We start from the raw sequence: 19,455 nt of genomic DNA on the forward strand, positions 1-19,455 counted from the left end.
GTCTTCGCATATGCGATGCGATAAATGCCTCAAATGTCTGAGTTGGCGTTGTTGTACCACAGGTTAAAAGAGGCCAGGTCAAAATCGCAGGCAAAAGGATACGTGCTTCGGAAATATATGGGCAGCAGTGTCCTTCCGTATGGCCGGGCGGATGGATCATCGACATTTCATTCCATTTACATCAAACTTTTCCCCGTACGGATATCATTTTTCCGTATGGTTCAGCAACGGCTGCCGGTTTTCAGGCGTTTTTCAAACAGCTGTTTTGTCCACTTTTTGCGGTTCTCCGCGTCGGCCGGGCTCAGCATGCCGCTCGCTTTTGTCAGTTTTTCTATCTCATTCAGTTTTTTACATCTTAAATTTTGGCACTTTTAAAAAGATACGCCTCCAAAATATGGTCCAGATGGTAATGGGTAAGATAAACAGACTGGACGGCGTATTCCTTTTTTTATTTCGTCGAAAATTTCAAAGCCGCTGCCGCAGTCAATCAGCCCGCCCTCTGCCCGCCATCCACGAAAAGCAGGTACTGAACGGGACGCGGCTGTCATTTTCCCCGGAAAATAGTAGTGGCACCACGAATTTAACGTAGACACGGGTAATTCCTCCTTTAAAATGAATGATTGTTCATCCCCTTTATTATATTTAAATCCGCTTGTTCTATCTATTCAACAAAACAGATAAAATCATTGGCCTGATTTGTGATATAATTTGATCTTAAAAGAGAGAGAAATAACAATTATTGAGAGGTGAAGCCATTGGCTGAAACCATTTTTACAATACTGGTTATGCTGTCACTGGGCGCCCCAATTGCAGCTTATGTTGTTCTTCTGCTGCTTGGTTTTTTGGATAAGGAGCTGGATTATTTGCAGCTGGAGAATAAAAAAATGGAAATGGAAAAAGAACTGCACAGAGTGGAATATTTACAGCTTAGTCAGCAAATCCAGCCCCACTTTTTATTTAACTCTTTGAATGCAATGCTCTCGCTGAACAGGCTTGGAAGGACAAAAGATTTAACGCATGCACTTGAGGAATTTTCAAAGTTTTTGCGTTACAAATATACGGAAAAAGATGCGCTTGTCGCTTTCGAAGAAGAACTGGCTTATACAAGTCACTATATTTCCATTCAACAAATCCGGTTCGGTAACCGCCTGAAAGTAAAGATAGATATTCAGGAAGATGCGAGGCGAACCTATATGCCTCCTTATATGATGCAAACCTTGGTGGAAAATGCTTTCAAACACGGGTTGGAGAAACAGCCCGGAGAGAAGTATTTGCAAATTGGATTGGAAAGAGAAGGAAATTGGGTGATACTGTTTGTGGCAGATAACGGGCCAGGGTCAGAAAATGCCAGTTTCGGCGTTTTAGGGGTAGGGCTTATCAATGTTAAGAGGCGATTAGAATTAATCTATGATTTACATTCAGAATTATCTATCAACAGAGAGGCTGGGAGTACGATTTTAACAGTCAAATGGCCGTATACACCGGAGGGAAAAGTATGAATATATTAATTGTTGATGATGAAATACTTGAATTGGAGCAACTCGTGTTTTTAATCCGGCAACGTTATCCAGAGTGGGAGCTGTTTGAAGCCGAAGATGCAGTGCAGGCAAAAAAGATGCTGGAAAATCATCCGATTGATTTATCTTTCTTGGATATCCGTTTGCCAGGGGAAAGTGGATTGGAATTATGTGCATATATAAGGGAGAATTATAAATCGGAATGTGTGATGATAACAGCTCATGCAGATTTCCAATATGCACAGCATGCCATTAAACTGCATGTTTTTGATTATCTTGTTAAACCGATTATCACAGAAGAACTGTACCGGATGCTTGAAAACTATGTGAATAAATATGGTTATATTGAAGGATTGTCCTCTGACATACAGGAAGTAATTCGAATTATCCGGGAAGACTTTCATTCAAAAATCAATTTGGCTGATCTTGCAAGCCAGGTGCATGTTTCCCCAAATTATTTAAGCCGGAAATTTTCCAAAGAACTTGGGATGAGTTTTCAGGAGTATTTGATTAAATACCGGATTGAGATGGCGAAAGTTTTTCTTAAAGCACACCCCGAATGGTCCATTCAAAAAATAGCGGAAGAAACAGGTTTTGCTTCGATTTATCATTTTAGCCAATCCTTTAAAAAACACGTGCTGGAAACACCAACACAATACAGGGAGAAATTGCATCATGATTGATTGGTACATCATTTTGTTTACATTTGCTGCGGTTATCGTTTTTAACCTTGAGGAAATTAACCGCCAGGGCTTTCTTCAATCAATATTTCCGGCCGTGGGTTTTGGCATGAAAAAAGGCACCGTTTTGTTGTGGATATCCTTATTTACGCAAACGTTGCTGGCTGTTCCGATCTTTAGCATCTTCCACTTTGGTTTCATTAATAGTTTCTTTGCTTTTACAATCATTTTATATTTGGCTTATCTATGTGTGCAGCATTTGACTAAACGTATTCAATTAAACAGCCGGAGTGTGCCGACATTATTGGACGCCTATAAAAACAGATTAACACCTAAAGGCTTTAAATTTGCATTCTTTATACTACTGGTTGCAAACCTTGAAGGGCTCATATTGCAGCTATCTATTGGTGGGCATATTTTTTTCGAGTATTTTCACATGCCTTCTTACATGCTTACCGGGTTTGCAGCACTATTTTGTTTTATTGTTGCCGGATTGGGCGGCATGCATGTTATTTACAGAACTGGCTATTCATTTTTGATCTTGTGCGGGTTCATTCTTTTTTTTATCCCATCGTTTTTCTATCTAAGGGAAGGGATTCACCATGTTTATCAAGACTACGGTACAATGCTTTTTCCGCATTCACCAAATATCTTTCTTTTTGCAGTAGCTTTTCTTATGGCCTTAATTGGATTGTTAATCTCCCATTTGTTTTTATGGCAAGTCATTTGTTCGACCAAGCAAAATTACAAGCAAAACTCAGTGCGGCTGGCTTTTTTCTGCTTTTCTAGTGTGCCGCTTTCGGCCATGATCTTTACCGTATATTTATTAAGCCGGTTTCATATCACGACATTAACAGAGCTGGGCCAAGCCATTTTTTCCGCTCCGTTTTCCCCTTTCATTCGGACAATGATTACGATTGTCTGGTTGTTCAGTATGTTAAATGAAACCATGATTTCGATCTTTTCTCTAGCTATTATATTTGTATATATTTTTGGGGAAAAATGGATCATTCAAAATCGCAAAAAATATTTTTTTGTTTTTCTCCTTTTTGTCCTGTTGGTTTTGCTCTGTTCAACCATATTGGTAAATCACATGGTCTATTTATGGAAATTTTACTTTTTGTTTTATGTAGCTGTATCGTTTCCATTTTATGCTTTGCTTGTCGGGGAAAAAAGGAGGACGGTCCGGGTTCCGGTATCCGGTTGTATTACCGGGATGCTTGGTTATGGAATTGCTGTCTGTACCGGTAAGTTTACTGCCGGGCTTGCAGTGACTGTAGCAGGCACCCTTATAACAGGCTTGGCAGTGTTTCTGACAGCAAAGAGTAAAGATTTAATAAAATAATGTAAAGATTTTATAAAAAATAATCTTCGAAATATTTTAAGATGTAACACAAGGAGGCTGAGAATATGGAACATCTACTTACAAAAGAGACGTATGTCTATTCAATGAGCGCAAAAAACAAACCTGCTCTGTGTGTTGAATCAGGAGAGAAGATTGTGGTGGAAACGTACGATTGCTTTTTGAATCAAATTGAAAGCGAAAAAACAGCTTATCATGCTATTGATTGGAATCAGATTAATCCGGCAACCGGTCCGGTCTATGTGGAAGGTGCAGCACCTGGAGATATTTTAAAGGTAGAAATTAAGAAAATTGAACTGGGTCAAGAAGGCACGATGGTAACGGGACCGGAACTTGGCGTTTTAGGGAATGAAATTACAGACTTTTCGATTAAAAAAATTCAAATTGAAAATGACATGGTAGCTTTTAATGAAAATATTCATTTCCCATTGAGGCCAATGATTGGTGTGATTGGGGTTGCCCCCCATGAAGGAGAAGTAAATTGTGGTACACCGGGAGAACATGGCGGCAATATGGATACCACTTTAATTACGGAGGGTGCAACGTTGTACTTCCCGGTATTCCATGAAGGTGCGTTGTTTTCTTTAGGGGATGTCCACGCTTCAATGGGAGATGGAGAAGTGTGCGTATCCGGCGTTGAGATTCCAGCGAGGGTAACCGTCGTTCTGACTGTCATAAAAGGGCAAACCATTCATACCCCTGTTGTTGAAAATCAAGACGGCTTTGCTTTTATCGTGTCAAAGCCGACGCTGGATGAAGCAGCAGAGGGGGCGGTAAAAGAAATGGTTCATTATTTGGCCAAGCGATCCGGCTTACCGGTTAGTGATGTTACGATGTTATTAAGCGCAGCCGGGGACGTACAGGTCAGCCAGATTGTTGACCCGCTGAGAACAGCGAGAATGTTCGTGCCAAAATTGATCGTTCATCAACTAGGAATAAAAGAAATCTTTTAGGAGGCGGGCAAATGGCAGAACAAGCAGTTGCAAGCTTGGAACAGCAGCCTGTTTATAAGCAGGAGCTGAAACGGTCTTTATCTTTCTGGGATTTACTCATATACGGTATGGTATTTATGGTGCCGATTGCGCCATTTGGCATTTACGGTTCGGTTGCTCAAGGTTCAAACGGTATGGTGGCGCTGACTTACTTAATTGGAATGGTGGGAATGATTTTTACCGCATTCAGTTATGCACGGATGTCAGAAGCTTTCCCCATCGCCGGGTCTGTTTACTCTTATGCACAAAGAGGCATCAATGATTCAGTGGGCTTTATTGCAGGCTGGCTGATTTTACTGGACTATATTTTTGTGCCGGCATTGCTGTACCTCGTCAGTGCTTCTGCCTTGCATGATATTGTTCCACAAATTCCGATTGTAGTTTGGGCTGTACTGTTTATTGCAATTAATACGGTAATTAATGTTCGGGGGATAGAGTTCACAGCAAAAGCCAATAAAATTATTGTAATACTTGAATTAATTGTGCTGGCAATTTTTCTAGCGGTAGGCGTTACGGCAATTATTAAGGGCATTAACGGTGCGGACTTTACAATGAAGCCACTGTATGACCATAGCCATTTCAGCATGAATGTGGTAATGGGAGCGGTGTCCATTGCCGTATTAAGTTTTCTAGGATTTGACGGGATTTCCACGTTGGCAGAAGAAACAAAGGATGGAAGCAAATCGATTGGAAAAGCTTGTGTTTATTCATTGTTAGCCGTTGGTGCACTTTTTATCATCCAAACATGGGTGGCTGCTTTAATATGGCCAGATTATCATGCGTTTAAAAACCCCGATACAGCATTTTATCAAATCGCTGAGATTGCAGGCGGAACATGGCTCAAAGTATTGACGATTGTCGCAACCGCTTTTTCATGGGGGATTGCCAATGCGCTTGTTGCACAGGCGGCCATTTCGCGCATTTTATACAGTATGGCCCGTGACCGAAAACTGCCTGGTTTTCTTGCAAAGGTTCACCCGAAATTCCAGACGCCGTATCTTAGTACACTTTTGATTGCGGTCGTTTCTGTCATTGTCACGGCATTCTTTTCATCACAAATTGGAAAGCTATCTTCCGTTGTAAACTTTGGTGCACTTTCATCATTCCTGTTTCTGCATTTATCAGTCATGAATTACTTTCTGAGGAAGAAAAAAAGCAAAAACTATGTGGCACATTTGCTAATGCCGTTGATTGGGTTTGCGGTTATCGGCTATGTATGGATTAACCTTGATCCGCTCTCCAAGAAACTTGGCTTTATTTGGCTGGCAATCGGCATTGTCTATCTTATTGTACTGAAACTGTTTAAAAAAGACACTGCTTTAAATTTAGAATAACCATCTGTAAAAGAGCAGCTGCATGATGACAGCTGCTCTTTGTATGATTTTTCCATTTTTCACGCTTCCGTATACTCCGTTTCGTGGCAGTTCGGGCATGGAGGGAGCCTGTCCTTATCTTCATCCAGCGTAATCTGTTCCCCGCAGTTTTTGCATTTATACTCGCCTTTTCCCGGTGTTTCACCTGTATGTGGCATCGGCCATGCTCCTTTCGTTTCGTGTTGTCATTTGAATACCCGTGCGAAAAAGTTTTTAAACATCGGCTGCCATACGCGTGCAAAACCGCCCGTTCGCTACAGAGCTTCATCAAAATGTCCCGCCACGGGTTTTCCACCGAGTCATGCTCCCACTGGCTGCCGGAATCCTGCAATCGAACATAAAATCTGGCTATCTAACATTGGGGAAGCACCTTCAATTACCTGCCCGGAATCCTGTGATCGAACACAAAACACCCCGCCGCGAAATGTCCGCAGCGGGGTTTCTGATTAAGGCACCATCCAGGAAAGGATGTTGGATTGCAGGAAGGTGAGCAGACAAATGATGAAAAGCAAAAACATACTGTGCTTGACTGTGAATCTCAGCAGTTGTGCTTCCCTGCCAATCAGCCCGGTTGCAGCGCAGGCAACGGCAATCGACTGCGGAGAAATCATTTTTCCCGTGACACCCCCGGATGAATTGGCCGCAATGGCAAGCAGCGGGTTCATGCCGACAGACTGAGCTGAAACTTGCTGAAGCGTGCCAAACAAAACATTGGACGAGGTGTCCGATCCGGTAATGAAAACGCCGAGCCAGCCAAGTACCGGCGAGAAAAACGGGAACAAAGCGGCTGTTTTGGCGAGCGCCAATGCCAATGTAGTAATCATGCCGGAAGCATTCATGACATACGCAAAGCCGACAATGAACAAAATGGTAAGAATCGGAAACTTCAATTCTTTTAACGTTTCAAAGAATGCGGCAAACCAGGCTTTCCATGTAATTTTTAAAAGAAACTTCGTGACAATGGCTGCGATAAAAATCGCTGTGCCTGCAGTGCCAAGCAGATCCAGCTTATACATGGCCGCAATCGGGGTGTGCGAGCCATTGATAATATGATTGTTTAAAAATGGCACATTCCCGCTGAACGAAGCCGCTCCGCCGATCGGGTTTAGAGCCTTTAAAACCGGGTTCGCTCCGGCATACTGCCCGGTGAGCGCAAGTTTGATCTGCGGGATGCCCCAGATGGTGATCAAAACCGTCAGGACAATAAATGGCGACCATGCTTTCGCAATTTGCCCGCCTGTATTGGAAACAGGCGGCGTTTCGAGCGCGGCGGCAGCCTCTTCATGCTCAAAATAGAATATGTTTTTCGGCTTCCAAAATTTTAGGAAGACGGCAAGGACAACCAAAGATACGAGTGCTGATAAAACGTCCGGCAGTTCCGGCCCCAGAAAATTGGAAGCAAAGAACTGCGTCAAGGCAAAGGACAAGCCTGATACAATAAGCGCCGGCAGCACTTCCATTGCTTTTTTAAAGCCCGCCATGACAATGATGAGATAAAGCGGAATGAACATGGAAATAAGCGGCAATTGTCGCCCGATCATTTTTGAAATTTCCAGTGCAGAAACACCGGTCGGCCCTGCCATCGCAATTACAGGGGACCCGATTGCGCCAAATGCTACCGGTGCAGTGTTGGCCAATAAGCAGATGCCGGCTGCATAAAGCGGATTGAATCCGAGCCCGACAAGCAGGGCAGCGGTAATCGCAACCGGCGCGCCAAACCCGGCACAACCTTCCAAAAAAGCGCCAAATGAAAACGCAATCAATAAAGCTTGCAATCTCCTGTCTTCCGTGATCGATACGACCGAGTTGCGGATCACATCAAACTGGCCGGTTTTGACCGTCAATTTATATAAAAACACAGAATTGATAATGATCCAGGCAATCGGTAGAATCCCATACACAATCCCCTGGGTAGCTGACATAACCGGCAGTACGGCCGGCATTCTGTAAACGATTACAGAAATCAGCAGCGCAATCACCAGCGTGGCAAGGCTTGCAAGATGTGCCGCCATTTTTTTAATGGCGAGTGCCCAGAAGAAAAACAGAATCGGAAAGGCAGCAATCAGTGCGGATAAAAACAAATGCCCCTTAAGCGGAATAAAATTTTGTACGTACTCCAACAATCTCCACTCCTTTTTGAAAAATTTTCTCCAATCCATCCCAATTGCAATTTTTAAGGTCATTAGATGAAATAGTCATCAGATGATAAGGTTTACACGTTAAAAAGTATAAGTATAATAAAAAGAAAAAACAACTCTTTTTTTAAAATTTTTGTTTGCTATTTTTCCGGATTGCTGTTATTCATAAAATATAGAAAAGGGATAAGAGGAGAAAACATGAAATATAAAAAAATTAAACCTGCAAAAATTTATGAACAAGTGGCAAATGAATTGATAGAGATGATCCAAAACGGGGAGCTTAAGCCCGGGGATAAGCTTGATCCGGTGCCACTTTTGGCAGAAAAGTTTTCCGTGGGGAGATCGGCTATAAGAGAAGCGTTAACGTCACTAAGGGCGCTCGGCTATATTGAGCTAAAACAGGGAGAGGGAACGTTTGTCCGTAACTTTGATGCGAGCGGGATTTCGTATCCCATTTCGCAGGCAGTCCTGATGAATCAGGAAGATGTGGCAAATCTGCTTGAAGTCCGGAAGATTCTTGAAGCCGGAGCAGCCGCCACGGCCGCTGTCAAACGGACCGAAGCTGATCTGGAAAGGATAAGGCAGGCGCTCGCAGATATGAAGCGGGCGACGGGGAACGAAGAACTCGGTGAAAAAGCAGATCTTGCCTTCCATCTTGCCATTGTCCAGGCTGTACAAAATCCGATTCTTGCCGGGCTGATGAACCAGGTTGCTGAGACGATGGAGGATGCAATGAAAGAAACGCGCAGAATGCTTCTTTTTTCTGATCCTTCCACATTGGGCGCCTTGTATGAGCAACATGAAAGAATCAGGGTAGCCATCGAAGAAAAGGACAGCGAAAAAGCGCGCAAGGCCATGATCGACCATTTGCAGTTTGTGGAAAACAGTCTAAAGGATTTTCTGCGTTAACCAATCTGTTTTCATGAACGCAAATCCGGCCCTTTTCTTCAGCAGGGGATCTGTTTTGGGGTAGTCCGGCTCCCTTGATATTGGCACCTGAGAATGAGAGGAAATTTAAAGCCTGTTCCGCTTTGAAAGATTTTTCAAGCAGAACAGGCTTTTGTATTGCGCCGATTCGTACGACTTCGGGCTTTCGATGACAGGATAATACCGAAGCACAACAGCTGGAAACATGAGGTGGTGTGAATTTCTCGGCTGATGTTCCGTGTGGATGACAAGGGCATGCGGCCTGGATATACTATTGCTACCTTGTCTTCTTGTCTGATTTCATGCTTTATTTTTTGTGTCACTTTCCTCCGCGCTTTCCCATATACATAGGGTATAGGCAATTTTTCAGCAAATGGAAAGCGGGGTGCGGCGGCGATGAAGCAAATGTTTTCAGCGTTGAGCGGCAAGATTAAAGAAAATGCGATTGATGTGTATATGGACAGCATCGAGCCGGCTGTCCGGGATCCGGTATTTTTCAGCGTCGGCATGCCAAATGGCGGCATGATCCCGAAAAAAGAACTGCAGCGCATCATGAATGAAATCTTTGAGGCAGATCCGGCACGCCTGTATGAGTATTGCAGTGCAAAAGGGTTTGGGCCGTATGTGGATGTTATCTCTAAAACGGAAAATATTCCGGAAAGCTATATCATGGCGACAAACGGCAATACACAGGGGGTTGACCTTGTCTGCAGAATGCTGCTGGATGAAGGGGACGGTTTTGCAATGGAAATGTACACGTATTCCATTGCCTTTTCGGCGGTGCACCAGTACCGGCTCAAGGCGGTCGGCATTCCGCTTGAACAAGACGGTTTGGATGTCGATTTTCTTGAAAAAACATTGCAAACAAGAAGATTGAAAGCGCTTTATATTATTCCGAATGCTCAAAACCCAACCGGCGTCACCACCTCTCTCGAAAAACGGAAAAAACTCATTGAACTTGCTTACCAGTATGATTTTATCATTATAGAAGATGATCCGTACCGTGATCTGCTGTTTCACGGCCGCCCTCCTTCCTTGTTCGAACTCGATCCCTTAAAAGAAAGAACCATATACCTGTACAGTTTTTCAAAAGTTATGGCGCCGGCGATGCGGACCGGCTTTATTCTCGCGCACCCAGCCTTTCTGAAAAAACTTGAACAGTTTAAGCAGGTAACAGACGCCTGCACATCGCCCATGAACCAGATGCTGGCGGGAAAACTCATTTCTTCCGAAAACTGGCCGCAGATTCTTGCAAAACAAAAACACTTTTATGAAAAACGGAAAGACTGGACAAAACGGTTTTTACAGCATATGCACGAGACGGAGCAATGGGAAGGAGCTGAACCGGCCGGCGGGCTGTTTTACTGGATCGATGTCAAAAAAGGTGGTGTAACGGAATGGATGAAAATGGCGGCACAGGACGGCGCCGTGTTTGTGCCGGGTGATGCCTTTACGCTTGAGCGCGGGCGAAACACAAAAATCCGTCTTTGTTTCGCCTACTGCAGTGATGAGGAAATGAAAAAAGGGTTTTCCCGTCTGGAAGAAAGTTTTAAAAAGTGGAAGAAAACAAGCACTTAACGGGGAGGAACTGCAAAAGGGATTTCCGGGCATGTAAAAGTTCCGGGCTCCCGGGTTCTCCAAGCTTACCTGGCTGTTTGTCATTCGTATATTGGGATTTTTTTTTCACGCTCTTTAAAAAGAGGGCGGCGTCTCCTTATCACCCGGCGGTCTTCAATATCCCGTGTATGCCGGAATGTTTTATCAGCGGTATTCAATCCCATGTATCCCTGGAATGTTTCATGAATAGGCGTTTTGGCGCCCTTTACGGCCCGGGCGGCGTTCCTTGAAGCTGCTGAGTTTCGCAAGCTCCTTACCGGTCTTCAAAAGGCAGGCGCAACGGGAGGAAGAAACTGGTGATTCGGTTTTTAACCCACTCCGCTGCTATTTGTGGGTGGTAATTCTTTTCAAACCGCCAGCCGCGCACAAACACGGTATAGGAAAGGTCATTCCGTTTGTAAAAACGCATCTTTTTTCTGCCGGCTTCCCGTTTGACCTGAGCGAGGCAGGATGAAATTTGCAAGAGCATTTGGTCCGTCGCAAAAAGATAAGGCTCTTTAAATTTTAACAGGCTTGCCCGGATCGCTCTCTGGTCCCGTTCCAGCGTCCTTTTGGCAAGCGGCAGGAGGATAAATGCCTCGATCAGCTTTTCTTCTTCCTCGGTTAAGATTTGCGGCATACGGATCACCTGTTTCCATTATATAAACAAACGTACGTTCCTGTCAATGATTACTTGGTTTTAAGGGGATGGGTTGTTATAATAATGTTCATCCTATTACTTAAAAAGGAAAATGAAGAGATGAATGGAAAAGACGGAGATTTTGCGAAAGGCTGTCTGATTGGCATTGGCTTGTCCATTCCGGTATGGGCTTTTGTAATATGGGTTTTGTTCAGGCTGTTTTGAGCGTTCCGTTTTCCACGGTAGCTTTTGTAAGTGCAGGTTACCTTCGCTCCGGCCGGGGGCAGGTGCCGGCACGAATCTGCGGTAGGTAACAGGTTATATTGCCTTTGCTCCCGTTTGAATGGAAAGCTGGTAAAAAACAAAAGCGGTGGCCGGATCACCTTCCATCTAAGCCCCTGGTTATCCGTTGCAGCTATCGGGATCCATTGCCTTCGCTTTTTCCGAATAGACATTTTTTGTTCCGCCAAAGCGGGCAGCCTTTCCACTTTGTTTAGCATATGCAGTTACCGGGTATTTTTACAATAGACAGGCATTGATGCTAAGGAACATCAATCCAACCGGGAGGAGGGCACCAAATGGATTACAACAAGGACAAAAAAGGCGACTCGCCGGAACAACAGGAAAAACAGCATCATCATAAAGACATAGAGCCGGAAAGATCTCCGGTAAAACCGCAGGAAAAGCAAAAATAAAAATTGAAAAGGGCAGGCTCCGGACAACGGGGCCTGCCTGTCTTTATTGTTCCATATTGGTCACCATGTTGTGGACCTTGTCGCGTTCTGCCTGGCTGACATTGAGGTAGTAAATGCCATCAATGGTTGTACTGTTGCCTTTAACTTCATAGTCTGTCGTATTTTGGCGGCAGTCGCGGTAGTTCATCGCGATGTTTTTCATATCATCAAGTGTCAGGTTTGTTTTGACATTGTTCTGGATCGCAGCCAGGATTTCCTGATAACGCGAGAAAGACTGGATGGTCGCCGCTTTGTTAATGACGGCCATAATGACGTCACGCTGGCGCTGGTTACGGCCAAAGTCACCTTGAGGATCAAGGTGGCGCATTCTTACATAACCGAGCGCTTTTTTGCCGGTATCCAATGTAATGTTTCCTTTGGCGTAATAGTAGCCTTTTTTATAATACCCTTCGTCATGCCAGCTGATTTTATTGTAGACGGTTACACCGCCGACAGCATCTACAAGGTCAGCCAATCCTTCCATATTCAAGCGTATGTACTGGTCAAGGTTTAAATTAGCAAATTTGTTTACCGTATCCAGTGCCATTTTTGGCCCGCCGTAAGCATAAGCTGCATTTATCTTATTCAATGTTCCCTTGCCCACGATTTCTGTCCTCGTGTCACGCGGAATGGAGATCATCTGCATGGCTTTCTTTTGCGGGTTCAGTGTAAGAATAATGAGCGTATCGGATCTTCCTACATCTCCGGCCCGCTCATCTACGCCGAGTAAAAGAATGGAAATTGGTTTTTCACTTTTGATTTTTTCAGTGTTTTTCTCGGATGGTTTCACGGATTTGCTGTCATACATTTTATCTGCGGCATTTTGGACAGAATGGTAGACGTAATAGGCGAACCCTCCGCCCCCGATCACGATGATCGCTAAGAGAATCCCGAGTGTGATGAATATTTTCTTCTTCATTTTTTCGACCCTTTTCTTTGAATTTTTTATTTAATCTAATCGCTATCATATCATGGTTTTTCCAAATTGTTAACGGGGATTTTTCGTTTATGCAATGGTCCGGCCTTTCTCTTGTTATTTATGGGGAAAAGAAGAGGAATTGGGCGTGAATGAAATGTAGCGAAAATGGCCGCAAGAAAAACGGTTTGGATTGGGACGCGTGAGGGAACGAAAAAGAGGAGAGGCACGTATGGAGACATGAAAATGCCAGGCCCGGGCGAAGCAGAATAGATGTCTGTTTTGAGTGCAGGCATGAGAAGGGACTGGACGAAGGAAAAAAGGAGCACGCGGCCAAATGCGCCGATTTTTTTCACCTTTTGCCTGCGGGCTTCCGTTTCCCAAGTTTGCATGCATTTTTTCGCACTCTGTTTTACACGGGTGCTTCTGTATTGCTTAAGGCTTTCAATTTCGGTATGATAATGGCACGATATGAGACAGATTTGACCAGAGGGGGGCGCTTGTGGGAGAGCTTTTGAGAAATCGGTTTGTCCGGATGGTATTTGTATCCGCGTTGTTTTTGCAGGTGGGCATATGGGTGCGGAATTTTGCCGTCCTGTTGTTTGTGACAGAAAAAACAAACGGCGACCCGTTTGCCGTTTCCATGATTTCAGTGGCGGAGTTCCTGCCCATTTTCATTTTTAGTTTTATCGGCGGCACATTTGCGGACCGCTGGCAGCCGAAGAAAACAATGGTTTGGTGTGATTTGCTGAGTGCCGTGTCCATTTTTGGCGTCATCGGCGCGCTTGTTTTTGGCTCGTGGCAGTCCGTCTTTTTTGCAACACTGATTTCCTCGATTTTGTCGCAGTTTTCGCAACCGTCCGGGATGAAACTGTTTAAAATGCATCTTGAGGAACGCCTGATCCAGCAGGCAATGGCCGTTTACCAGACCATTTTTGCTGTTTTTATGATTCTTGGCCCGGTGGTCGGCACGTTTGCCTATGAAAGGTTTGGAATCGATTATTCTATTTTGATAACCGGTCTCGCTTTCCTGTTTTCCGCCGCGAGTTTGTCATTTATCCCGAAAGACCAGGCCATGAAAAAGAAGGAAAAAGTGTCGAATATTTTCCAGGAAATGAAGAGCGGGATTCGCTATGTTTTGTCTAAAAAGGAATTGCGACTGCTGGGACTTGGTTTTCTGGCGGCCGGGCTTGGCGTCGGTTTTATCCAGCCGATGAATATTTTTCTCGTAACGGACCGTCTCGGCCTGCCGAAAGAGAACCTGCAATGGCTTGTGATGGTGAATGGCATTGGGATGATTACAGGCGGGGCTTTTTCCATGGCCTTTTCAAAATCTGCTTCACCGCAAAAAATGCTGTTCACCGGTATGCTTGCAAATGCCATTGGGCTTGCGGTAATCGGTGCTTCGACTTCGCTTTGGTTGACACTCGCCGCCGAACTCGTTTCGGGCTTTTTCATGCCGAGCATCCAGATCGGCATTAACACGCTGATCCTGCAAAATACGGAATCCGATTTTATTGGCAGGGTGAACGGCATTTTGAGCCCGCTTTTCACTGGCTCCATGGTGGTGACCATGAGCCTTGCGGGGGCATTGAAGGAATGGTTTTCGATCACGGCTGTTTTCGAACTTGCTGCGTTGTTTTTCATTATCGGGCTGTGCTTTGTTTTTCCAATGTTGAAAACAGGCGTGCCGGGGAATGCAGAATCGAAGGGAGAATAGCGGCAGCAGTGCCCGTTTGCTGCCCGCTGCCGTTAACCGGAAAAATTTGATGCAAATAGGAATGAGCGGCGTGCCCGCGGCCATTCGCTGAAAAAGTCAGTGATCAAACAGCAGTGACAAGTATCTCGAACGCCAGCGAAAAAAATTCGGAGGGCGTGCCCGATCTGTTCGCGTACAAATTAGCCAATCAAAAGGCAATGAGCTGTTTTCTCATTGCCTATATTTTTTACCTTTCCCCATACAATGGCTTGGCACATTAGGTTAAAGCGATATGCCGTTCATTCATCTTCTGAAAATCACCATGTTGATCGTATGTTGTTTATCATTACCCGCTTGGCGCAGCGGGGGCAGCAACGGAATAAGAATCTTGATTTTAAGGGATGATAAAGCATTTCATTTTCATGCTTATGGTAAAATGAATATAATTGGGAGCGCTTTAACGGAGGGGATTAGAATGAAAACATACCATATCGCGGCGATCTCGGGCGACGGGATTGGAAAAGAGGTGGTGCCGGCTGCCATCCGTGTATTGCATGCAGCAGCGGAACGGCATGGCGGAATCCGGTTCGAGTTCACGGCGTTCCCGTGGGGCTGTGATTATTATCTTGATCAGGGAAAAATGATGCCGGATAACGGGCTTGAGATTTTAAAAGATTATGAGGCTATTTTTCTCGGGGCAGTCGGCAATCCAAGGCTTGTGCCGGATCATGTGTCGCTTTGGGGCCTTTTGCTGAAAATCCGGCGCGGCTTCGAACAGGTGCTGAATATCCGGACTGCAAAGTATTTCAAAGGGCTGCAGTCCCCGTTAAGGGACCCGAAAGATTTTGATTTCATTGTCGTGCGTGAAAACAGTGAAGGGGAGTACAGCGAGGTTGGCGGCAGAATTTATCGCAGTGAAGACGAAATTGCGATCCAGAATGCAATTTTTACAAGAAAAGGAACAGAGCGGGCGATGCGATATGCGTTTGAACTGGCGCAAAAACGCAGCCGACGCCTGACCAGTGCAACGAAATCAAACGGCATTTTCCACACAATGCCTTTTTGGGACGAGGTGTTCAGCCAGGTAAAGGCTGGCTATCCGGATGTGGCTGTAAACAGCATGCATATTGATGCGCTGTCTGCTTTTCTGGTGATGAAGCCGGAGACTTTTGATGTCATTGTTGCGAGCAATTTATTCGGGGATATTTTTAACAGATATTGGCGGCGCGATTATGGGCAGTATCGGCATTGCGCCGTCCGCGAACATCAATTTGGACGGGAAATATCCTTCCATGTTTGAACCTGTCCACGGCTCGGCGCCGGATATTGCAGGAAAAGGCATTGCCAACCCAATAGGCCAAATTTGGACAGCTAAAATGATGCTCGATTATTTTGGCGAAACAGAAATGGGTGAAACGATAATGGATGCAATCGAATGGACGATTGAAAAAGGCATCAAAGCCTCGGACATCGGCGGAACGGCAACAACAGAAGAAGTAACAGAAGCAGTTTGCCGGCGCATTTTACAAACTTAAAGAAAGCGAAGCCTGTATAAAAATAATCGGTCTGAGCCGGGAGCCCGCGGCTGAGCGTTACCGGAAGATGAGTGAAGAAGTGAAATGCAGGCTTGGTGGGCTGCCTTCGTCGAAATATATCCTTTGCAGCGTGGATTTTGCGGAAATGGAGCAATTGCAGGTATGTGACTAAACAAATGAATAACGACCGGACCGGGAAATGATCCATCCGGAAAAAGGGAGGGGCTTGCACATAAGCCCCTCCCTTTCAGATCCCCTTCATCCGTTCCGGCAGGTTTTGGATCGATTCAATCACCGCATCAAGCTTGGCCTCAATCCGGTACAGCAAAAAGACGGTGACAGCGACCGGAAACCCGACTTCACTGATGAGCGACACCATTTCATGCATTTCTCCTCTCCCCCTTTAAAATCAAGAGCCCCCGTTCCGAAAACGGGAACCGGGGGCAAAAGATTACGCCAGTGTATATTCAGTAATGTTTTGCTCAATAAGACGTGCACCTTTCATGCTGGAGAGCGCCGTGCCGGATGAGCTGACCAGCACGCCTGAGCCGAGCATCTGAGCCATGGCGTTTTTCACTTTCACCGTATCGATGGGCTCTGCCGGCTCATCGACTGCAACCCTCACTGTTTTGTTATCCTGCGTTAAAAACTGAAGTTCCAAAGTTTTCATCTATCCATTCCCCCTTTTTTTATTTCACTCACTGATATCGTTCAAGTCAGTGCGTGTTACACGGACCAGCGCTTTTTGCTGCAGTGAAGCATATGCGTCTGCAAATTGCCGGATCGCATCGGGTGTTGCAGAGGCAGCCACATTGGCGAACGACTTCGCTTTGGTTACCGGTTTTCCATTTTCATTCACCCCGTTATCAAAGATTAATGAAATGCGGGAACTTGTTAAATGGACTTGTGCCATTCCCGCTCACCCCCTTTCACTCCTTATATAGCGGCTGAATAGAAAAAAGGGTACTTTTTTGTTGAAAAGAGAGAAACAGGGAGAGGAGGCGGGCAGTGCAACAGAGGCAGGACAATCGTTTTAGAAAATAATCCTCTTGGTTAAACAAAGCCGAACCATATGACAGGACTTTTGTAAATGAAATGGAAACAGTAGCGCCAGGGCTACAGCCGCGGCCGAAAACTCCACCATCCAGCGGGAATATGAAAAATTTCCCGCTGCTTTAACAGACATGCCCCCAAAGTGTGCAGGGCGGCCCTTAAGAAATTCTCCCAAAGGTTGCACAAAAAACGTCTTTTCAAAAAGCGGTACGGCCCCTGCTGTTGCAAAAGAATCCGCTCAGCAGGATGAAACAGCCAAGCAAATGGGAACAAGGACGGTTAAAAAACTCCGCTCTTCTTTTTCCTGAACCGGACAGCCAAAATTCGGCCTGCTGTGCTAGAATGAAAGAAGCAACTTTTTAAAATTGCCGGGTTGCCCGGACAAAGGTGCAGGAGGAATTTCATTGAGAATGTTCAGACGGGCATTATCCTTGCCTATTATACTATCGCTATTGTTTATACTGCCGGCCGGGGTATTCGGTGCAGGCGGAAGCGCGTCGGCTCAGGATTATTATAAACTTGTCAGCAACGAGTCTGCCTCAAGCCTTTCGACAGAGCCGACTGGCACCTTCAAGGTTGTGAACCTGGCAGCGCTCCGTCAAAAGTTAAAGAGCAACGTTTACCGGATTGATTACCAGAAGCCATTTGATCTATTAAAATATTTAAGCCTTCGGAAGTATTCCGTTCGCATGGATACGAAAAGGGCCCGTCTTCCCCGGGTGGGAGATACGAAAAAATTCTGGGTGTCCAATCTTGCCAGCAATAAAGATTATCAAATAAGTGCTAAGCTTTTATACAGCGGTCCGCATGCGGATGTCTGGGTATACAATAACCAGCTGAACGACGCCCAGGCTGCCCAGCTTGGAAAAGAATTTGACAACCGTATTTATGCGCTCGATACAAAATATTTCGGCATGCCATCCGATGTTGATGGAAATGGGAAAGTGAATATTCTTTGTTATGACATCCAGGACGGATTTGACGGCTCGGGCGGATATGTTGCCGGCTATTTTTACCCGCTTGACCTTTTTGATGCCGACACTTCCAACAAGTCGGAAATCTTTTATATTGACACGTACCCGCTTATGGGGACGGGGACATCGAAAAATGTAACCGAAGCGTATTCGACACTCGCCCATGAGTTTCAGCATATGATCTCTTTTAACCAGAAAGTGTTCGTCCAGCACCATTGGGATACGTTTGATACATGGATTGACGAAGGGATGTCCATGGCCGCAGAGCAAATTTATACCGGAAAGCCGCTTTCCGATCGGATTGATGATTATAACAACGATGCTTCAATTACAAATGGCCACTCGCTTCTCTACTGGGATAGTAACGGGGATGTGCTTGCCAATTATTCCTTGTCCTATTTGTTCATGGAGTATTTGAAAATTCAATGCGGACAAGGCGATGCCATTTTCAAAAAAATCATGGACGATCCGAACACGAATGAAAAAGCCATCGAGGATGTGATCCGAAAATACATTGACCCGAACCTGACTTTCGGGCAGTTTATGACCGATTTCCGGGCCGCGCTCGTGTTAAAGCAGACAAACGGATTATACGGGTTTAAAGGGGATGCCGCGTTCAAGCCGCTCCGAATTAAAACTTACAACGGCAGTTCATTGAAGCTAAAAGGCGGCGGGGCGGTTGTGAAAAAGCTGTCTTCAGCAAGCCGCTTTTCCGTTCCGTCTGGAAAAGGACGGGATATGACATATACGCTCTTGTCGGGAAGTATCGGCGGCAAGGCGCAGCAACCGAAAACACCGAAAGTATGGACTGTCGGCGATAATAGCACATCCATTTCCGGCAGCTCCGACCCGGGGATCGAAGTAGCCATTATGAAGAACGGAAAAATACTTGCCCGCGGCACAGCGGACGGGAAAGGATATTTTAAAGTCCCGGTTTCAAAGCAAAAAGCCGGAACCGTCCTCTATGTTTATACAGAGGCCGGTTTAAAAAGCAGCAAAGTAAAAGTTATAGTAAAAGACAAAACGGCACCAGGCATGCCGACTGCCGGCAATGTCACAACGAAGTCCACGCATGTTGTGGGTAAAGCGGAAAAATCAGCAGTTGTCTATGTATACCGCGGCAGCAAACAGATCGGCAAAGCCACAGTAAATGCCAAAGGCGCATACAGTGTAAGAATCAGCAAACAGAAAAAAGGCACGAAGCTTTCCATTTTCGCGAAAGACAGAGCCGGAAACAAAAGCAAAACAAGAACGGTTACGGTAAGGTGAAAGAAAGTAAAAGTTTTGCTTGGCCGAAAAAATTGCGTAGTGATTAAAA

General features: G+C 45.2%; 16 protein-coding genes and 1 pseudogene. 10 read left to right on the top strand and 7 right to left on the bottom strand.

Translation table 11 applies throughout. The features are described 5' to 3' along the window. Nucleotides 1-746 precede the first annotated feature (746 nt). The 5 genes from OF158_RS03405 to OF158_RS03425 all read left to right on the top strand — a co-directional run bounded on the left by OF158_RS03405 (nt 747) and on the right by OF158_RS03425 (nt 5,886). Nucleotides 747-1,499 (top strand): sensor histidine kinase, encoded by a 753-nt coding sequence (locus tag OF158_RS03405; RefSeq protein ID WP_225620958.1) that lies wholly within the window; start codon nt 747-749, stop codon nt 1,497-1,499. Beyond that, nucleotides 1,496-2,200 (top strand): response regulator transcription factor, encoded by a 705-nt coding sequence (locus tag OF158_RS03410; protein ID WP_014096079.1) that lies wholly within the window; start codon nt 1,496-1,498, stop codon nt 2,198-2,200. The genes OF158_RS03405 and OF158_RS03410 overlap by 4 nt, the downstream gene beginning before the upstream one ends. Further along, nucleotides 2,193-3,542 (top strand): hypothetical protein, encoded by a 1,350-nt coding sequence (locus OF158_RS03415; RefSeq protein WP_014096078.1) that lies wholly within the window; start codon nt 2,193-2,195, stop codon nt 3,540-3,542. Before OF158_RS03410 ends, OF158_RS03415 begins: the two co-directional genes overlap by 8 nt. 65 nt (nt 3,543-3,607) lie before the next feature. Beyond that, nucleotides 3,608-4,513: an acetamidase/formamidase family protein gene (locus OF158_RS03420; RefSeq protein WP_014096077.1), complete on the top strand. Its 906-nt coding sequence runs from the start codon at nt 3,608-3,610 to the stop codon at nt 4,511-4,513. A gap of 11 nt (nt 4,514-4,524) precedes the next feature. Continuing rightward, nucleotides 4,525-5,886 (top strand): APC family permease, encoded by a 1,362-nt coding sequence (locus tag OF158_RS03425; RefSeq protein ID WP_014096076.1) that lies wholly within the window; start codon nt 4,525-4,527, stop codon nt 5,884-5,886. A gap of 59 nt (nt 5,887-5,945) precedes the next feature. Here the strand turns inward: OF158_RS03425 and OF158_RS03430 are convergent, their stop codons facing one another. Together OF158_RS03430 and OF158_RS03435 are read right to left on the bottom strand one after the other, a co-directional pair. Next, nucleotides 5,946-6,083: a zinc ribbon-containing protein gene (locus tag OF158_RS03430; RefSeq protein ID WP_014096075.1), complete on the bottom strand. Its 138-nt coding sequence runs from the start codon at nt 6,081-6,083 to the stop codon at nt 5,946-5,948. 288 nt (nt 6,084-6,371) lie between these two features. After that, nucleotides 6,372-8,045, bottom strand: coding sequence for an L-lactate permease (locus OF158_RS03435; RefSeq protein WP_014096074.1), 1,674 nt, complete (start codon nt 8,043-8,045; stop codon nt 6,372-6,374). A gap of 216 nt (nt 8,046-8,261) precedes the next feature. Between OF158_RS03435 and OF158_RS03440 the strand changes: the two genes are divergently transcribed. Then, nucleotides 8,262-8,972 carry a FadR/GntR family transcriptional regulator gene (locus OF158_RS03440; protein ID WP_014096073.1) on the top strand — a complete coding sequence of 237 codons (711 nt, stop codon included), beginning with the start codon at nt 8,262-8,264 and terminating at the stop codon, nt 8,970-8,972. 414 nt (nt 8,973-9,386) lie between these two features. Next, on the top strand, nt 9,387-10,568 hold the full coding sequence (locus OF158_RS03445; protein ID WP_035182435.1) for an aminotransferase-like domain-containing protein: 1,182 nt from the start codon (nt 9,387-9,389) through the stop codon (nt 10,566-10,568). Between the two features lie 292 nt (nt 10,569-10,860). Here the strand turns inward: OF158_RS03445 and OF158_RS03450 are convergent, their stop codons facing one another. Next, nucleotides 10,861-11,226: a YhjD family protein gene (locus tag OF158_RS03450; RefSeq protein WP_035182431.1), complete on the bottom strand. Its 366-nt coding sequence runs from the start codon at nt 11,224-11,226 to the stop codon at nt 10,861-10,863. Nucleotides 11,227-11,964: 738 nt separating this feature from the next. After that, complete coding sequence (locus OF158_RS03455; RefSeq protein ID WP_017551945.1) at nt 11,965-12,879, bottom strand: LCP family glycopolymer transferase; 915 nt, start codon at nt 12,877-12,879, stop codon at nt 11,965-11,967. Nucleotides 12,880-13,378: 499 nt separating this feature from the next. Here OF158_RS03455 and OF158_RS03460 point away from each other — a divergent pair, with 499 nt between their 5' ends. Continuing rightward, the gene (locus OF158_RS03460; RefSeq protein WP_017551947.1) at nt 13,379-14,596 is read left to right on the top strand and encodes an MFS transporter; all 1,218 of its coding nucleotides are present in this window, start codon (nt 13,379-13,381) and stop codon (nt 14,594-14,596) included. Nucleotides 14,597-15,050: 454 nt separating this feature from the next. Continuing rightward, nucleotides 15,051-16,110 (top strand): annotated as a pseudogene (locus tag OF158_RS03465) (tartrate dehydrogenase). Nucleotides 16,111-16,357: 247 nt separating this feature from the next. On the opposite strand, the gene OF158_RS03470 reads toward OF158_RS03465, so the two are convergent. From OF158_RS03470 to OF158_RS03480, 3 genes are all read right to left on the bottom strand, one after another. Further along, nucleotides 16,358-16,498: a YvrJ family protein gene (locus OF158_RS03470; RefSeq protein ID WP_013858438.1), complete on the bottom strand. Its 141-nt coding sequence runs from the start codon at nt 16,496-16,498 to the stop codon at nt 16,358-16,360. Between the two features lie 63 nt (nt 16,499-16,561). Further along, a complete protein-coding gene (locus OF158_RS03475) occupies nt 16,562-16,780 on the bottom strand; it encodes a DUF2922 domain-containing protein (protein WP_035182427.1) in 219 nt (72 codons plus the stop codon). Between the two features lie 24 nt (nt 16,781-16,804). Further along, complete coding sequence (locus OF158_RS03480; protein WP_017551951.1) at nt 16,805-17,023, bottom strand: DUF1659 domain-containing protein; 219 nt, start codon at nt 17,021-17,023, stop codon at nt 16,805-16,807. A gap of 550 nt (nt 17,024-17,573) precedes the next feature. On the opposite strand from OF158_RS03480, the gene OF158_RS03485 reads away from it, so the two are divergent. Next, a complete protein-coding gene (locus OF158_RS03485) occupies nt 17,574-19,406 on the top strand; it encodes an Ig-like domain-containing protein (protein WP_225621017.1) in 1,833 nt (610 codons plus the stop codon). Nucleotides 19,407-19,455: the final 49 nt, after the last annotated feature.

Origin of the sequence: Weizmannia sp. WK01, assembly GCF_025905465.1 — a bacterium.
GTDB classification, from domain to species: domain Bacteria; phylum Bacillota; class Bacilli; order Bacillales; family Bacillaceae_C; genus Weizmannia; species Weizmannia faecalis.

Bases quoted from the DNA above. Each gene is read 5' to 3' on its own strand.
- OF158_RS03470 (WP_013858438.1), bottom strand. From the start codon at position 16,498: ATGCATGAAATGGTGTCGCTCATCAGTGAAGTCGGGTTTCCGGTCGCT.
- OF158_RS03410 (WP_014096079.1), top strand. From the start codon at position 1,496: ATGAATATATTAATTGTTGATGATGAAATACTTGAATTGGAGCAACTC.
- OF158_RS03420 (WP_014096077.1), top strand. From the start codon at position 3,608: ATGGAACATCTACTTACAAAAGAGACGTATGTCTATTCAATGAGCGCA.
- OF158_RS03425 (WP_014096076.1), top strand. From the start codon at position 4,525: ATGGCAGAACAAGCAGTTGCAAGCTTGGAACAGCAGCCTGTTTATAAG.
- OF158_RS03415 (WP_014096078.1), top strand. From the start codon at position 2,193: ATGATTGATTGGTACATCATTTTGTTTACATTTGCTGCGGTTATCGTT.
- OF158_RS03475 (WP_035182427.1), bottom strand. From the start codon at position 16,780: ATGAAAACTTTGGAACTTCAGTTTTTAACGCAGGATAACAAAACAGTG.
- OF158_RS03450 (WP_035182431.1), bottom strand. From the start codon at position 11,226: ATGCCGCAAATCTTAACCGAGGAAGAAGAAAAGCTGATCGAGGCATTT.
- OF158_RS03480 (WP_017551951.1), bottom strand. From the start codon at position 17,023: ATGGCACAAGTCCATTTAACAAGTTCCCGCATTTCATTAATCTTTGAT.
- OF158_RS03485 (WP_225621017.1), top strand. From the start codon at position 17,574: ATGTTCAGACGGGCATTATCCTTGCCTATTATACTATCGCTATTGTTT.
- OF158_RS03455 (WP_017551945.1), bottom strand. From the start codon at position 12,879: ATGAAGAAGAAAATATTCATCACACTCGGGATTCTCTTAGCGATCATC.
- OF158_RS03440 (WP_014096073.1), top strand. From the start codon at position 8,262: ATGAAATATAAAAAAATTAAACCTGCAAAAATTTATGAACAAGTGGCA.
- OF158_RS03445 (WP_035182435.1), top strand. From the start codon at position 9,387: ATGAAGCAAATGTTTTCAGCGTTGAGCGGCAAGATTAAAGAAAATGCG.
- OF158_RS03430 (WP_014096075.1), bottom strand. From the start codon at position 6,083: ATGCCACATACAGGTGAAACACCGGGAAAAGGCGAGTATAAATGCAAA.